This window comes from Larkinella knui, from assembly GCF_003858645.1.
GTDB lineage: Bacteria > Bacteroidota > Bacteroidia > Cytophagales > Spirosomataceae > Larkinella > Larkinella knui.
Map to the genome: position 1 here is coordinate 443,454 of NZ_RQJP01000002.1, position 14,382 is coordinate 457,835.

The window sequence follows — 14,382 nt, forward strand, 5'->3', positions numbered from 1 at the left end:
GGAGATGAGCGGAGAAAAAGGGAGTTAAGCAGAGGTTATAAAAAAATCTCCGCTCAACTCCTTTTCCTCCGCTCATCTCCGCGAAACAACTTCCCCTAAACTCGATGATGGAACGAAGAGAGTTTATTAAAACCGCCGGTTTGCTCGGGGGTGCCTATGCGCTTTCCGGTCCGGCCACCCTGGCGGGCCTGTCGGCCCCGGCTGCCGATCCGTTTTGGCTCGACGGGCCGATGCGGTGGGCCCAGCTCGCCTTTGTGGAGCGTGACCCCGGCCATTATGACCCCGATTTCTGGCTCGGTTATTTCAAGCGGATTCACGCCGATGGCGCGTTATTGAGTGCCGGCGGAGTGGTGGCCTTTTACCCGACCAACGTGCCGCTGCACCACCGGAGCGATTTTCTGGGTAATTCCGACACGCTGGGGAATCTGGTGGAAGGCTGCAAAAAGCTGGGCATGAAAATCATGCTTCGCACCGATCCGCATGCCGCCCGGCAGAATGTGTATGACGCCCATCCCGACTGGATTGCGGTCAATGCCGACGGTGCCAAACGCCGTCACTGGGCCAATCCGGCGTTGTGGGTAACCTGCTCGCTGGGACCTTACAACTTCGAGTTCATGCCGCAGGTGAACCAGGAAATCATGGAGCGGTTTCAGCCCGAGGGGATTTTCTCGAACCGCTGGGCGGGTCACGATATCTGTTACTGCGAACATTGTACGCGCAATTTTAAAGCGGCTTCCGGTCTGGAACTGCCCCAAAAGGTCGATCGACTGGATTTGACCTACAGGAAGTGGACGGACTGGCGGATGAAGCGATTGCGGGAATTGTGGGCCCTCTGGGATGCCGGAATCCGCCAGCAAAAACCGACTTCCCGGTTTATTCCCAACGGGTTTCCCGACAAAATCGTAACGGGCAAGGAAGCGGATCTCTTTTTTGCCGATCAACAGGCCCGGCGCGGTCTGATGGCTCCGTGGTCGAACGGGAAAGGCGCGAAGGAGCTTCGTTCGACGCTGGGTTTAAAACCGCTGATCGGCATTTTCAGCGTGGGCATCGAGGAAGAATTCCGCTGGAAAGATTCGGTGCAGAACGACGCCGAAATCCGGATTTGGGTGGCCGAAGGAACCGCCAACGGCATGCGCCCGTGTTTCGTCAAGTTTGGGGGCGACATCTACGACAAACGCTGGATGGAAGCCGTCGCCAACCTGTATGAAGGATACCATAAAAACGAACGGTATCTGCGCAATACCGCCCCGATGGCGCGGGTTGGCGTGGTATATTCGGAGCAAACCGACCGCAACTACGGCGGCAAACCCTGGCAACAGAAAAGTGGTGACCACCTGGACGGCCTGTATCATACGCTGGTAGAAAGCCGCATTCCGTTCGATATGGTGAATGACCGGCTGCTGACGCCCGACGACCTGAAGCGGTTTAAGCTGCTCATTTTGCCCAACATTGCGGCTCTTTCCGATGCGCAATGCCAACAACTACAGGCATTTGTGAATACGGGCGGCAGTCTGATGGCTACATTTGAAACGTCGCTGTATGACGAAGAAGGCCAGCCGCGAGCTGATTTCGGTCTGGCCGGTTTGTTCGGTGTTTCATACGATCAGAAGGTAGAAGGCCCGATGCGGAATAGCTATCTGCAACTCCGGAACGATCCCAAGAACAGCCAGACGCAGTTGATTCTGAAAGGGTTGGACGATACGCCCCGCATCATCAACGCGATCTATAAAGTTAATGTGAAGCCCACCGCTTCGTTTCCCAGCCCGGTTACCCTGATTCCGACGTATCCCGATCTGCCGATGGAGGATGTGTATCCGCGGGTGGCCGAAACCGATACGCGGGAGTTGTATCTGCGGCAGGTTGGTAAAGGCCGCGTCGCTTATATTCCCGGCGATCTGGACCGCACGTTCTGGCAGCTCATGGCCACCGATCACGGTCAACTCCTGCGCAACGTCATCCACTGGGCGCTCGACGAAGAACCCGTTGTGGCCGTAACGGGTCCGGGTGTGATTGATGTCACGGTGTGGCGGCAGGCCAAATCGATGACGGTTCATCTGGTCAATCTGACCAACCCGATGATGATGAAAGGCCCTTTCCGGGAATTGATTCCGGTGGAAGCGCAGGTCAGCGTGGCGGTTCCGGCGGGGGCAAAAGTGACGGGCGTGAAACTCCTGATGAGCGATCAGAAGCCTAAATTTGAAATCAGGAATAGGCAGGTGCTGGTAAGCGTTCCCCGAATTCTGGATCACGAGATTGTCGCGCTGGACCTGGTTTGAGTTGTTACACAGGGTTTATCAGAGGAAATCAGAGTTAACCGGGGCTTTCTTTGATAAACTCTGATTTCCTCTGATAAACCCTGTGTAACAACTCTCACACTCATAATCCGTGCTGATCCAGCAGATACACCAGAGCCGCCATGGACGCTGCGCCCAGTTCCAGTTCGCGCTTGTTGACGCCTTCGAAACGGTCGATGCCGGTGTGGTGGAAGTCGAAATACCGCTGGGAATCCGGCTTGAAACCAAACAAAACCGTGCCCAGTTGCGCCAGCGGGCCAATATCCGCCCCGCCCGATCCGGCCCCAATTTCGCTCAGTCCGTACGGTGTCAGCAGCGGTTTCCACGGCATCACTTTGGCGCGCTGTTCGGCTGTTCCGACAATGCCGAAACCGCGGGGTGTGAAACCGCCATTGTCGGACTCGACGGCGGCAATGTGTTTTTCGTTGTTCTTTTTGGCGTAATCCGCGTAGCCGACACCGCCCCGCAACCCGTTTTCTTCGTTCATGAACATGACGGCGCGGAGGGTGCGTTTGGGCTTGATTCCCAGCGCTTTCAGGGTTCTTAACACATCAATGGACTGCACGCAGCCGGAGCCGTCGTCGTGGGCTCCCTGTCCGATATCCCACGAATCCAGGTGACCGCCCACCACGATGATTTCATCCGGTTTTTCCGAACCTTTGATCTCCCCGACGACGTTGTAGGATTTCGCATCGGGCAGCGATTCGCAACTCTGTTTGAAGTAAAACGTGAGGTTCGCGTTCGTTTTCAGCGACTTACTGAGCAATTCCGCGCCGTTGGTGCTGATGGAGGCTGTCGGAATCAGCGGTACACCGGTGGCATACCGCATGCTGCCCGTGTGCGGGTTATCATCCAGGGCGGTCGTCATCGAGCGCACGATGGCCCCCACAGCGCCGAGTTTACCGGCTTCGGTGGCCCCATTCGCCCGCTGCTCGACAGCTCCGCCGTAGGCTTCAAACGTATTAAGTTTGGTCGGGTCCATCGGGCGATTGAAAAAGACGATCTTGCCTTTCACTTTTTCGGCTCCCAAATCCCGCAATTCCTGAAAACTTTTCACTTCAATGACCTGCGCTTCCACGCCTTTCGGAGAGGTGGCCACCGAACCGCCCAAAGCGGCAATCGGCACGGTTATTTTTTGCTTCCCGTTTTGAATATACGCCACTTCCTTCGCTCCGCGCACCCAATGCGGCACCATCACTTCCTGCAAAAATACCCGGTCAAAACCCTCTTTTTCCATCAGTTGCTTCGACCACTCGACGGCTTTCTGCGCCCCCGCCGAGCCGCTCAGCCGTGGACCAATCTGCTGGGTCAGTTGTCGCAGCCATTCGTAGGATGGACTGTTGGTGAGAATTTCGTTGTAAATTTTGCGAATGGTGACGGAGTCGGTCGACTGAGCGCGGGCACCGGTTGCGAAAAGGCAAAAGGCAAGGAGTAGTTTTTTCATTCTGGGGTTGGGGTATTTACTAAAAAAGAAAAACCCGGCCTTATTTCCAAAGCCGGGTTAAAAATTATGCAATAAATCCTATTGATTACCAGTGAATTACTATTCAGCATTCGGTTTACGGTATTCGGTTTACGGTGGCTGACGCACGAAGTATAACGCGTTAGCTAACCGAAAACCGAATACCGAATACCAATTAATTACATATGGATCGCCCGGTTTTCGGTGGCAGCCAGACACGCTTCCTTGATGGCTTCCGTGTAGGTCGGGTGGGCGTGCGACATCCGCGCAATGTCCTCCGCCGAAGCCCGGTATTCCATCGCCACGACGCATTCGGCAATCATGTCGGCGGCCCGGGCACCGATGATGTGCATCCCCAGAATTTCGTCGGTTTGCTTGTCGGCCAGCACTTTTACCAGGCCGTCGAGGTCCATCGAAGCGCGGGCACGCCCCAGCGCTTTATACGGAAAGGAACCGACTTTGTAGGCCCGGCCGTCCTGCTTCAGTTCTTCTTCGGTGAAGCCCACGCTGGCCACTTCCGGCCAGGTATAGACCACGCCCGGAATCAGGCGGTAATTGATGTGCGGTTTTTGCCCGGCCAACGTTTCGGCCACAAAAACGCCTTCTTCCTCCGCTTTGTGGGCCAGCATGGCCCCGCGAATGACGTCACCAATGGCGTAGATGTTGGGTACTTTGGTCTGTAGATGGTCGTCCACTTCGATACGTCCGCGGCTGTCGGCGGCCAATCCGGCGGCTTCCAGGTTCAGGCCATCCGTATACGGACGACGACCGACCGAAACCAGGCAATAATCGCCTTCCAGTGTGATTTGCTCCCCTTTGGGAGTATCCGCTTTCACCACAACACCTTCGCCGGTATTTTCAACACTCGTAACTTTATGACTGAAGTAGAAATCGGCCCCCAGTTTTTTAATGGCTTTTTGCAGTTCTTTCCCCATCGTTTTGTCCATCGTCGGAATCATCGAATCGGCAAATTCCACAAACGACACTTTCGAACCGATGCGGGCGTAGACCGACCCCAATTCCGCGCCAATGACCCCCGCGCCGATCACGATGAGGTGTTTCGGAACTTCCTGCAACGTCAGGGCTTCGGTCGAGGTGATGATGCGTTTCTTATCGATCGGCATCGACGGAAACGACGTCGGTTTGGAACCGGTGGCGATGATGAAATTTTTGGTTGTAATCTGCTCCTCGCTGCCATCGTCCTTTTTGACTTTCAGCGTGTTGGCATCGACGAAGGAACCAAATCCCTGATGAACCGTAATTTTATTCTTCTTCATCAGAAACGAAATACCGGTCACGTTGGCCTCCACGACGCCTTCTTTCCGCCTGATCATCTGGGGCAGATCGACCTGCAAATCGGCGAGTTTGATACCGTGTTCGGCGAAGGTATGGGCGGCATTGTAAAAATGCTCCGATGAATCGAGCAGGGCTTTCGACGGAATACAGCCGACGTTGAGGCATGTACCGCCCAGTGTCTTGTATTTTTCAACGATGGCGGTTTTCATGCCCAACTGGGCGCAACGAATTGCGGCCACATAGCCGCCCGGCCCGGAGCCAATGACGATGACGTCGTATTGCATAAATTTGTAGATCTATTTGCAGGTAAATGGTCTTTATACAACTGTAGGACGGAGTATAAACCGTCTCTGCCAACGAGCTGGAATGGCCCGAAACAAAGACGTTTTACAGTCCGTCCTACTACTTATTATACACCCAGTAAAAGCCGTGCCGGATCTTCCAGCAACTGCTTGACCCGAACCAGGAAACTCACGGAATCCTTGCCGTCGATAATCCGGTGATCGTACGATAGGGCCACGTACATGATCGGGCGTATCACAATTTCGCCGTTGACCACCACCGGCCGTTCCACGATGTTGTGCATGCCCAGAATGGCCGACTGGGGTGCGTTGATGATCGGCGTCGACAACATCGATCCAAATGTTCCGCCGTTGGTGATGGTGAACGTGCCACCGGTCATCTGCTCGATCGTCAGTTTGTTATCCCGTGCCAGACCCGCCAGCCGGACAATTTCCTTTTCGATACCGGCAAAATCACGGCTTTCCGCGTTGCGGATAACCGGTACAACCAGTCCGCGCTCCGTTGAAACGGCAATGGAAATATCACAAAAATCATTAAACACAATCGAATCGCCGTCAATCATGGCGTTCACCGCCGGAAATTCCTGCAAAGCCACGCAAATCGCTTTGGCGAAAAACGACATAAAGCCCAGACCGACCGCGTGTTTTTCTTTAAACTTATCCTTGTATTTGGCCCGCAAATCCATGATTGGCTTCATGTCGACCTCGTTGAAGGTCGTCAGCATGGCCGTTTCGTTTTTCACGGCTACCAACCGCCGGGCGATGGTTTTCCGCAATGAACTCATGCGTTCGCGGTGTTGACCCCGATTGTCACCACCCGATGCCGGTGCCGAAGCAACCGGTGCCGGTGCCGGTTTTGGAGCGGGAGCTGCCGCCGGTTGAGGAGCGGGAGCCGCCTGAGCCGGTTTTTCAGCCTTCACCGCATCGTCCTTCATAATCCGGCCACCAATACCGGTGCCGTTTACTTCTTTGGGATCGATGCCTTTTTCGGCCAGAATTTTAGCCGCAACCGGCGACGGATGATTAGCCGCGTAGCCATCAGCAGCTTGCGCAGCTGCGGGCTGTGCAGCCGGTTGTGGTGCCGGAGCCGCGGGTTGTGAAGCAGGTTGAGCCGCAGCCGCCCCTACTTCAATCTTGCAAATTACCGCGCCAATTGCCAGCGTTGCACCGGCTTCGGCCACAATCCGGAGGGTTCCGGCGGCTTCGGAAGGTAATTCAAAGGTAGCTTTATCGGATTCGAGTTCGCACAAAACTTCGTCCAAAGCAACCTGATCTCCTTCTTTTTTATTCCAGGAAGCAATCGTCACTTCCGTGATCGACTCGCCCACCGGGGGTACTTTCATTTCAATGACCTGTGATGCGGAAGTCGCTGCGGGTGCAGGAGCAGGCTGCGGGGCCGGTTCCGGTTTGGCAGCTTCGGGCTGTGGAGCCGCGGGTTGTTCAACGGGTTTGGGAGCAACCGGAGCTTCTACTTTGGGTGCCGGAGCAGCCCCATTCGATGTACCGACGGCATCAATCGTGCACAATACCGCACCGATCGGCAACACATCGCCTTCCTGCGCCATAATGTGCAACACACCGTCGGCTTCAGCCGGAAACTCAAACGATGCTTTATCCGATTCCAGTTCACATAACACTTCGTCTCTCTTGACCGAATCGCCCTCTTTCTTATGCCATGAACCAACGGTTACTTCCGTAATCGACTCCCCGACCGGGGGTACTTTCATTTCTATTGCCATTTTCTCTCAGTTTTCAGTTGTCAGCTACCCCGCGAGTTGAGGTACCTGTAAACTCTTATTCAAATGCCCGGCGAATGATGTCGGCTTGCTCCTGGCTGTGAATTTTGGAATATCCGGTTGCGGGCGACGCACTGTTCTTGCGCGTAATGGAGCGCATTTTCAAGTCCGGCACCGTACGCAACAAATACGTCCACGCGCCCATGTTCGATGGTTCCTCCTGAACCCAGATCAACTCGACATTTTTATCATATTTCGACAAAACCGCATCGAGTTGTTTTTGCGGGAACGGGTGCAATTGCTCCAACCGGACAATGGCGACGTCTTCCCGCTTATCGGCCTGCTGTTTTTCGAGCAGTTCATAGTAAATCTTCCCGCTGCAGAGCAAAATCCGTTTCACTTTTTTACCCGTTGCAAATCCATCGGGAAGCACTTCTTTGAAACTACCCTTGGTAAGATCTTCCAGTGGGGAAACTACTTGCGGATGGCGCAATAATGACTTGGGCGACATCACCACCAGCGGTTTGCGGAACGGCCAGGCCAACTGCCGGCGCATCAGGTGAAAGAAGTTGGCCGGCGTGGTGACGTTGGCAACCACCATATTGTATTCGGCAGAAAGTTGCAGATAGCGTTCCGGACGGGCGTTGGAGTGTTCCGGTCCCTGCCCTTCATAGCCGTGTGGCAAGAGCATCACCAGGCCGTTCATCAGGCCCCATTTCGACTCACCGGACGACACGAACTGATCGATAATGACCTGGGCGCCGTTGGAGAAATCACCAAACTGGGCTTCCCAGATGACCAGAGCATGAGGTGCCGCCATCGAATAGCCGAACTCGAAGCCCAGCACACCGTATTCCGACAGCAGCGAATTATAAATCTGCATTTTCTGCTGGTCATCCTGAATGTGATCGAGCGAGCTGTACGACTCGTTGGTTTCGGAGTCGTGCAAAACGGCGTGACGGTGCGAGAACGTGCCCCGCTGCACATCCTGTCCGCTTAAGCGAACCACTTTATTTTCGGACAGAATCGAACCGTAAGCCAGCAATTCAGCCGTTCCCCAGTTGACCTGTTTCGTTTCAAAAAGCATCTGCCGACGGTCTTTCAGCAGTTTATCGATTTGCTTGAGCGGCTTGAAACCGTTCGGAATCGTGACAAGGGCGTTGCCGATTTTTTCGAGCGTTTCCAGCGGAACACCGGTTTCGGGCGACTGGTCGAAATCGGCGGGCGTGCTCACCCGCAATTCAGCCCATTCCCGGTCCAGACGGAGCGGTTTGTAGGGAATTTCGGCTTTCTGCTTCACCATATCGAGCCGGTCCTGCAATTCTTTTTTGAATTCGGCGTCCATGGTCGAGGCCAGTTGAGCATCCACCTCACCCCGCTCGATCAGACTTTTGTTATAAATTTCGCGCGGATTGGCGTGCTTTTCGATGATGTTATACATCGTCGGCTGGGTAAATTTCGGCTCATCCGACTCGTTGTGCCCGTAGCGACGGTAACACACCATATCGATAAAGACGTCCCGGTTGAATTTTTCGCGGAATTCAACCGCCAGTTTAGCACAGAAAACCACCGCTTCCGGATCATCGCCGTTGACGTGAAAAATCGGTGCATCGATAATTTTGGCAACATCCGAGCAGTAAATCGACGAACGGGCGTCTTCAAAATCCGTTGTAAAACCGACCTGGTTGTTGATCACAAAATGGAGGGTTCCCCCCGTTTGATAACCAGCCAGTTTAGCCATCTGGGTCACTTCATACACAATGCCCTGACCCGCCACGGCGGCATCGCCATGGATCAGAATCGGCATGATCTTGTCGAAATTACCCGCGTATTCCTCATCCGCCTGCGCCCGGACAAACCCTTCGATAATGGGATTAACCGCTTCGAGGTGCGACGGATTGGGTGCCAGTTTCAGACTAATTTGCTTGCCGGTCGACGATTCGATCAGGCTCGAGTAACCCAGGTGGTATTTGACATCACCGTCACCAAAAACCTGGTCGGGAACATTGCCTTCAAAACCGCTAAAAACGCTTTCGTAGGATTTACCCAGAATGTTGACCAGCACGTTCAGACGACCGCGGTGGGCCATACCGATCATCACTTCCTCAACACCCAGTTCCGATGCATAATTAATGATGGCATCCAGCGCCGGAATTGTGGTTTCACCGCCTTCGAGCGAAAAGCGTTTCTGACCTAAATATTTGGTATGCAGGAAGTTCTCAAAAACCGTTGCTTCGTTCAGTTTCTCCAGAATCCGCTTTTTCTCGTCAATCGTTGGATCAAATACGAGCGCTTCTTTTTCAATTTTATTTCGAAGCCAGTTCTTGACGTCGATCTCGCGGATGTACATATACTCGAAACCAATGGTTCCGGCATAAATTTTCTCCAGCGATTCCATGATTTTCCGCAACGAACTCGGCCCGATTCCCAGCAGGCTTCCGGCTTCAAATACCGTGTCGAGATCCGCTTCCGTCAGCGCATAATCCTCCAGACCAATCCGCGGATTGCGGTCTTTCCGGTTACGGATGGGGTTGGTTTTGGCCAGCAGGTGACCCCGCGAACGATAGGCTTTTATCAGACTGGCTACCGATACTTCCTTTTCAGCGTGTTTGGTGTCAATAACGGGTTTTGAAGTGGCCTGGTCGGCACTGGCGTGGCCGTTGCCATTTCCATTTTCGCCATACGATTGGGAAAATTCAAACCCTTCAAAAAATTTTTGCCAGCTTCCATCCACCGAGCCAGGATCTTGCTTGTAGGCCCGGTATAAATCGTCGATGTAGGCTGCTTCAGAGTTAGCTATATACGAGAATCTGTCCATAATTCGGGATCACCCTTGTTCAATTGGCAAAGTTAAACGATCAAATAGAAAGATGTCTTCTATTTATTCAATTCTTTATTAATAGACCCGCAGGTTTTGCTTTGGTAACAACACCGATCCGAAATAAGTTAAACAAAACGAAGAGAGGAGGAAAGGTAGAGAAAATAAAAGAAGCTTGTGTGGCTCCCTTTCTCTCTTTCCTTTCCTCCTCTCTTCCGGTGTCCTTCTAATTATACTAAATTATTCTTAAACGCATATGCTACCATGCCGGCGGTATTCTTCGTCCCGGTTTTTTCCAATATCCGCAGACGGTGCCCTTCGACGGTACGCGGGCTGAGGAAGATTTTTTCGCTAATTTCGGCGGTCGATAAGCCTTCGCAGATCAGTTTGAGCACTTCCTTTTCACGCTCCGACAAAAGTACTTTGCTATTATAGAGCGTGGTGGTCGATGACTGTTTGATTACCGTCGTTTTATTCACCATTTTCCGGTGCATCACCTTGGAAACGAAATCGTTGAGGTACACCCCGTCGTCCATCACCTTGTGCACGGCTTTCTCTACTTCGTCCAGATCCGCATCTTTCAGCACATACCCGCTCACGCCTTTTTCCAGCAAATGCAGCACAAAGCGGTCTTCATCGTGCATGGTCAGCATAATAATCTTGACATCGGGATGGTTTTCCCGGATATACTCCGTGGTGGCAATTCCGTCCATGACCGGCATTTCCAGATCCAGCAGCACCACATCGGGCATTCGGCGGGTCAGTTTGTCGATCAGTTCCTGTCCATTGCTCGCTTCGAGCACCAATTCAAAATCCGGCACCTGGCTCAACACGGAAGCCATTCCTTTCCGGAATAAATTATGATCGTCGGCTAAAGCAATCTTGATTTTTTTCATGACTTGACGGTTGAAAGGGTTGAATGGTTTAGGATGGTTAAAAGGGTTGGATGGCTGTACTTCTAACCATTCTAAACCATCTGACCATTTTTTAGCCCTTTTGAACCCCTTATTCACTTTTACACCGTTTCTACTTCGACCTCAACTTCCGGTTTCAGATTTTTAACCTGAATATGAATCCGGGAACCACGGCCTTCTTCCACATCGAAGGTAACATGTCCGTCGATGACGTTCAGGCGGCTTTCGATATTTCGCAATCCTAACCCGCGTTTTTTATCTTTCAGAATTTCGTCCAGATCAAACCCGCGTCCATCGTCGATCACCGAGAGCAGAATACCGTTCGGCTGGCAGTGCAGATCGATGATGATGTTTTCGGCGTTGGCGTGTTTGATGGCATTGTTGATCAGTTCCTGCGCAATCCGAAACAGGGTCAGATCCAGCTGCGGAAGCAAGGTCGGCATTTTATCTGAACACGACAACTCGACGTGCACTTCGCCGTTGCTGGCTTTTTCGGCCAGTTCTTCCAAGGCCGAAACCAGACCGAAGCGTTCGAGGGTCGTGGGCACCAGGTCGCGGCTGATGCGCCGGACGTTGGCGATGGTTTCGTCCAGCAGGGAACGGGTTTTCTGCACCAATACCGTCGAGCCGGGGTCGTTGTGCTCAACGGTGCGGCCCAACTGATTCAGACTCAATTTAGTAACCGACAGCATCGTCCCGATTTCATCATGCAGATCCTGCGCAATCCGCCGGCGTTCGTGTTCCTGAGCCTGAAGGGTTGCGGCCAGGAGTCCCTTGCGGTATTTCTCCTGCCACTCCTTCAGAATCAGTTGCTGGCGGATTTGCTTTTGCTGGTAATAGGCGACAAAAACGATGATAAAAATCGCCATCACCAGTAAAACGGCCGTTCCTACGGCAATGTATAATTTCATGTCCTCGTTCACAGCGAGCCCGAAGCAAAATGCTTTTCCATACACGGAAAATAATGTAATTCAATGTGCGAAATATAAAACTCTGGCGCCATATCCACAAGAACGATGTATTAAACGGTCATTTGGTCAACCAGCCGAAATTCCCGCCGACGGAGCCAGAAGCTGACGAGCAGGACAATGTAGAAAAAGGCCGAGAATGTGGTAACAATAGTGATGTATAACGAATAACTTCCGTTGGAGCTTAAATCGCCGAGTGTCACTTTCACAAACAGAAACACAAACAAGGTTCCGGCCGCGTGTACAATGGCTCCGGCGCTCACCCAGAACATGGCGTGGATCAATAAGTGCTGCACCTGCATATTGGTCAAAATATAATGGAAATAAAGCAGGGCATAAACAATCATAACGATCCGTTGAACGCCGAGGGCAATACCGGCAATATGAGTCCAGCTAAAATCATAGATAAACACCAGTAAATAAAGGATATAGCCAGCCACAATAACCGCTTTATTTCGGCTCGATTTCAGTTCAATGCGGTAGGCCACCGCAATGCAACTCATTTCAACCAATGAATTTAGATTGTAGAGGTAAAGGTTATTCTGCCGAAAAGCCGCATGGTGCGTTTGGGCGATACTGATGATCAGGGATAGAAGTAACATTCTGAATAACCAACGACTTGGTGTATTCAGAAAAGAATAATTTACCAGACCCGTTCCAATGGCCAATAGAAGGAACAGGTCTGGTAAATAAGACTCCGGATACTTTGTTATTAATTGAATATAAGGCTCTAACATGCTCAGAATAATCAATTATCCATTGCATTGTGGAGGGCATAACGGACCATCGGCCAATTGTCCCTCCCGACCCGCGGGCATGTCTTTCATTCCGGCTTCTGCGGGAACGGATAGCTCCAGGATTTCCTTGCCGTTTTTGTCGATACCAACCAGCACCACACGCGGCACCAGATGTTCGTTTCCGTTGACTTCTTCCCGGCGTTTGGCGTGATAAACCCGGATGCCTACGCAGCCCGGCTGGTTGAGTATCTGTTGCAAATTATCGCTGCCAAAAAACTCGGAACGAACCGTATCTTCCTGCGGAATCTTCTGTTCCTTTTTGCGTTGCTGATAGGCTCCTTTAAATAGATCGGCTTCTTCTTTTGAAATGAACCGTCCCGCACCGCTGTTTAGAGTACTCATGATAAAAAAGAGGTTATACTGTAAATAAACACGTTTGAACTCGATGTACAAAGTTGCACAAGCTTGTTATGGAAAGCAATTGAGCCGGGATACCTTTGAGCAAACGGAACGATTCGAATCTGCTATTTTAGCCCGCCCTGGCCTTGCCTATTTCTTAATGGGTTATGACTCAGAAAAATCAGGTATAATTTTCTTTATCGTACTTACTCACCCAAAAGCCTACGGATGAGAAAAGGCAAAAGATTATATACATTATTTGGCGAACCTGCCAATAAAAGTAAAATACACTGTATTCGACTTTTTCAGATAAAACAACTTTTGCGAATAAAAAAATAAAGAATGTACCAGCGGCTTGTATAATTAGACCGCTGCTCACCCAAAATAAAGAGTGTTTAAGTATGTTTATTATTTTAAGTTCTGATATAATTGTATTAAAATATAAAATACTAACACCCATACTACATAAATCAGCTATTGTTAGTATACCGGATGAAAATTCAATAGATGACCAAAGGAATGTGCCTGAAAAAGCAGATATACAAATTAGTATCGCAATCCACTTCCTGATTCTTATATTGTATACGGCCCGGTAATAAATCAATCCTACTGTAGCTATTTCAACAAAGCCAAATACATTATATAAATAATGGTTATTGATTTTATAAATAGCTGATAGATTTGAAATGAAGTCCCTGATGAATACCAATATATAGTAAACCAAAAGGAACTTCATTGACCTATTTAAGTGCTTTATATAAAAGACACCAATAATAATTGGTATTAAAGTAACAAATTCAATTGCTAGTATTCCATAGTAATTAGCGTAATGATTTATTAGCTTTTCTAACATTTGAGAAGCTATTCTATTTATGAATTAACAAAACTGCGGACACGGCGCTCCATCCGCCAGCGCATCACCATCGCCCCTATCCTTCAATCCTTCGGTATCTTCAAAAATATCCGAACCGTCGGCGCGGACACCAACCAGTACCAGACGGGGTTTCAACTCACCCTTGTCCTGGGTTGTGGGGTCGCCATCGGCATCTTCGTAACGTTTGCCGTAGTAAATCCGGATGCCGACGCAGTCTTTGCGGCCCATGAGTTTATTGATTCGATTGATGCCAAAAAACTCGGCCTTCGTAATTTCGTCCGGTTTGAGGCCCAGCTTTCCTTCTTCAAAAGCGCGGTGTTGACGCGTACGGCTTTTGGCGTCGGAAGCTGATATGAAGGAGCCTACATCGCCGTGAAATTTATCGGAGGGTTTACGCGGTTCTTGCATGGTAGAGCGGTTGATTTGCTTTACCAAGTTAAAATGAATTCCAGTGGGATGCGGGGAAGGGTCTGAAAAACAGGTAGAAATACGTAACCATTCAGGGACTATCCCGTATTTTTTCACCATCCGGTAAAAAAAACAGTTCTTCTTACCGGTTCCTGTATTTCTTCTCTACCATTA

11 protein-coding genes are annotated in these 14,382 nt (G+C 51.0%); 2 read left to right on the forward strand and 9 right to left on the reverse strand.

What is annotated here, in order from left to right; translation table 11 throughout:
• Positions 1-104: 104 nt before the first annotated feature.
• On the forward strand, positions 105-2,276 hold the full coding sequence (locus EHT87_RS10770; protein WP_229320989.1) for an alpha-amylase family protein: 2,172 nt from the start codon (positions 105-107) through the stop codon (positions 2,274-2,276).
• A 100-nt stretch (positions 2,277-2,376) separates the two neighbouring features.
• Here the strand turns inward: EHT87_RS10770 and EHT87_RS10775 are convergent, their stop codons facing one another.
• The 8 genes from EHT87_RS10775 to EHT87_RS10810 form a co-directional block, all read right to left on the reverse strand.
• Positions 2,377-3,738: a M28 family peptidase gene (locus EHT87_RS10775; RefSeq protein ID WP_124906633.1), complete on the reverse strand. Its 1,362-nt coding sequence runs from the start codon at positions 3,736-3,738 to the stop codon at positions 2,377-2,379.
• 197 nt (positions 3,739-3,935) lie between these two features.
• Entirely contained in the window at positions 3,936-5,336 is a 1,401-nt protein-coding gene (lpdA, locus tag EHT87_RS10780; RefSeq protein ID WP_124906634.1) for a dihydrolipoyl dehydrogenase, read from the reverse strand.
• A 125-nt stretch (positions 5,337-5,461) separates the two neighbouring features.
• Positions 5,462-7,093, reverse strand: a complete 1,632-nt coding sequence (gene odhB, locus EHT87_RS10785; RefSeq protein WP_124906635.1) for a 2-oxoglutarate dehydrogenase complex dihydrolipoyllysine-residue succinyltransferase — start codon at positions 7,091-7,093, stop codon at positions 5,462-5,464.
• Between the two features lie 55 nt (positions 7,094-7,148).
• Positions 7,149-9,908 (reverse strand): 2-oxoglutarate dehydrogenase E1 component, encoded by a 2,760-nt coding sequence (locus EHT87_RS10790; protein ID WP_124906636.1) that lies wholly within the window; start codon positions 9,906-9,908, stop codon positions 7,149-7,151.
• 230 nt (positions 9,909-10,138) lie between these two features.
• On the reverse strand, positions 10,139-10,804 hold the full coding sequence (locus tag EHT87_RS10795; RefSeq protein WP_124906637.1) for a response regulator transcription factor: 666 nt from the start codon (positions 10,802-10,804) through the stop codon (positions 10,139-10,141).
• 119 nt (positions 10,805-10,923) lie between these two features.
• Positions 10,924-11,733 carry a sensor histidine kinase gene (locus tag EHT87_RS10800; RefSeq protein ID WP_124906638.1) on the reverse strand — a complete coding sequence of 270 codons (810 nt, stop codon included), beginning with the start codon at positions 11,731-11,733 and terminating at the stop codon, positions 10,924-10,926.
• A 110-nt stretch (positions 11,734-11,843) separates the two neighbouring features.
• Positions 11,844-12,392 carry a hypothetical protein gene (locus tag EHT87_RS10805; protein ID WP_124906639.1) on the reverse strand — a complete coding sequence of 183 codons (549 nt, stop codon included), beginning with the start codon at positions 12,390-12,392 and terminating at the stop codon, positions 11,844-11,846.
• Between the two features lie 150 nt (positions 12,393-12,542).
• On the reverse strand, positions 12,543-12,929 hold the full coding sequence (locus EHT87_RS10810) for a hypothetical protein (protein ID WP_124906640.1): 387 nt from the start codon (positions 12,927-12,929) through the stop codon (positions 12,543-12,545).
• Positions 12,930-12,972: 43 nt separating this feature from the next.
• Between EHT87_RS10810 and EHT87_RS10815 the strand changes: the two genes are divergently transcribed.
• Positions 12,973-13,158, forward strand: coding sequence for a hypothetical protein (locus EHT87_RS10815; RefSeq protein ID WP_124906641.1), 186 nt, complete (start codon positions 12,973-12,975; stop codon positions 13,156-13,158).
• Between the two features lie 645 nt (positions 13,159-13,803).
• Here EHT87_RS10815 and EHT87_RS10820 read toward each other — a convergent pair.
• Positions 13,804-14,208, reverse strand: a complete 405-nt coding sequence (locus tag EHT87_RS10820) for a hypothetical protein (protein WP_124906642.1) — start codon at positions 14,206-14,208, stop codon at positions 13,804-13,806.
• Positions 14,209-14,382 lie beyond the last annotated feature (174 nt).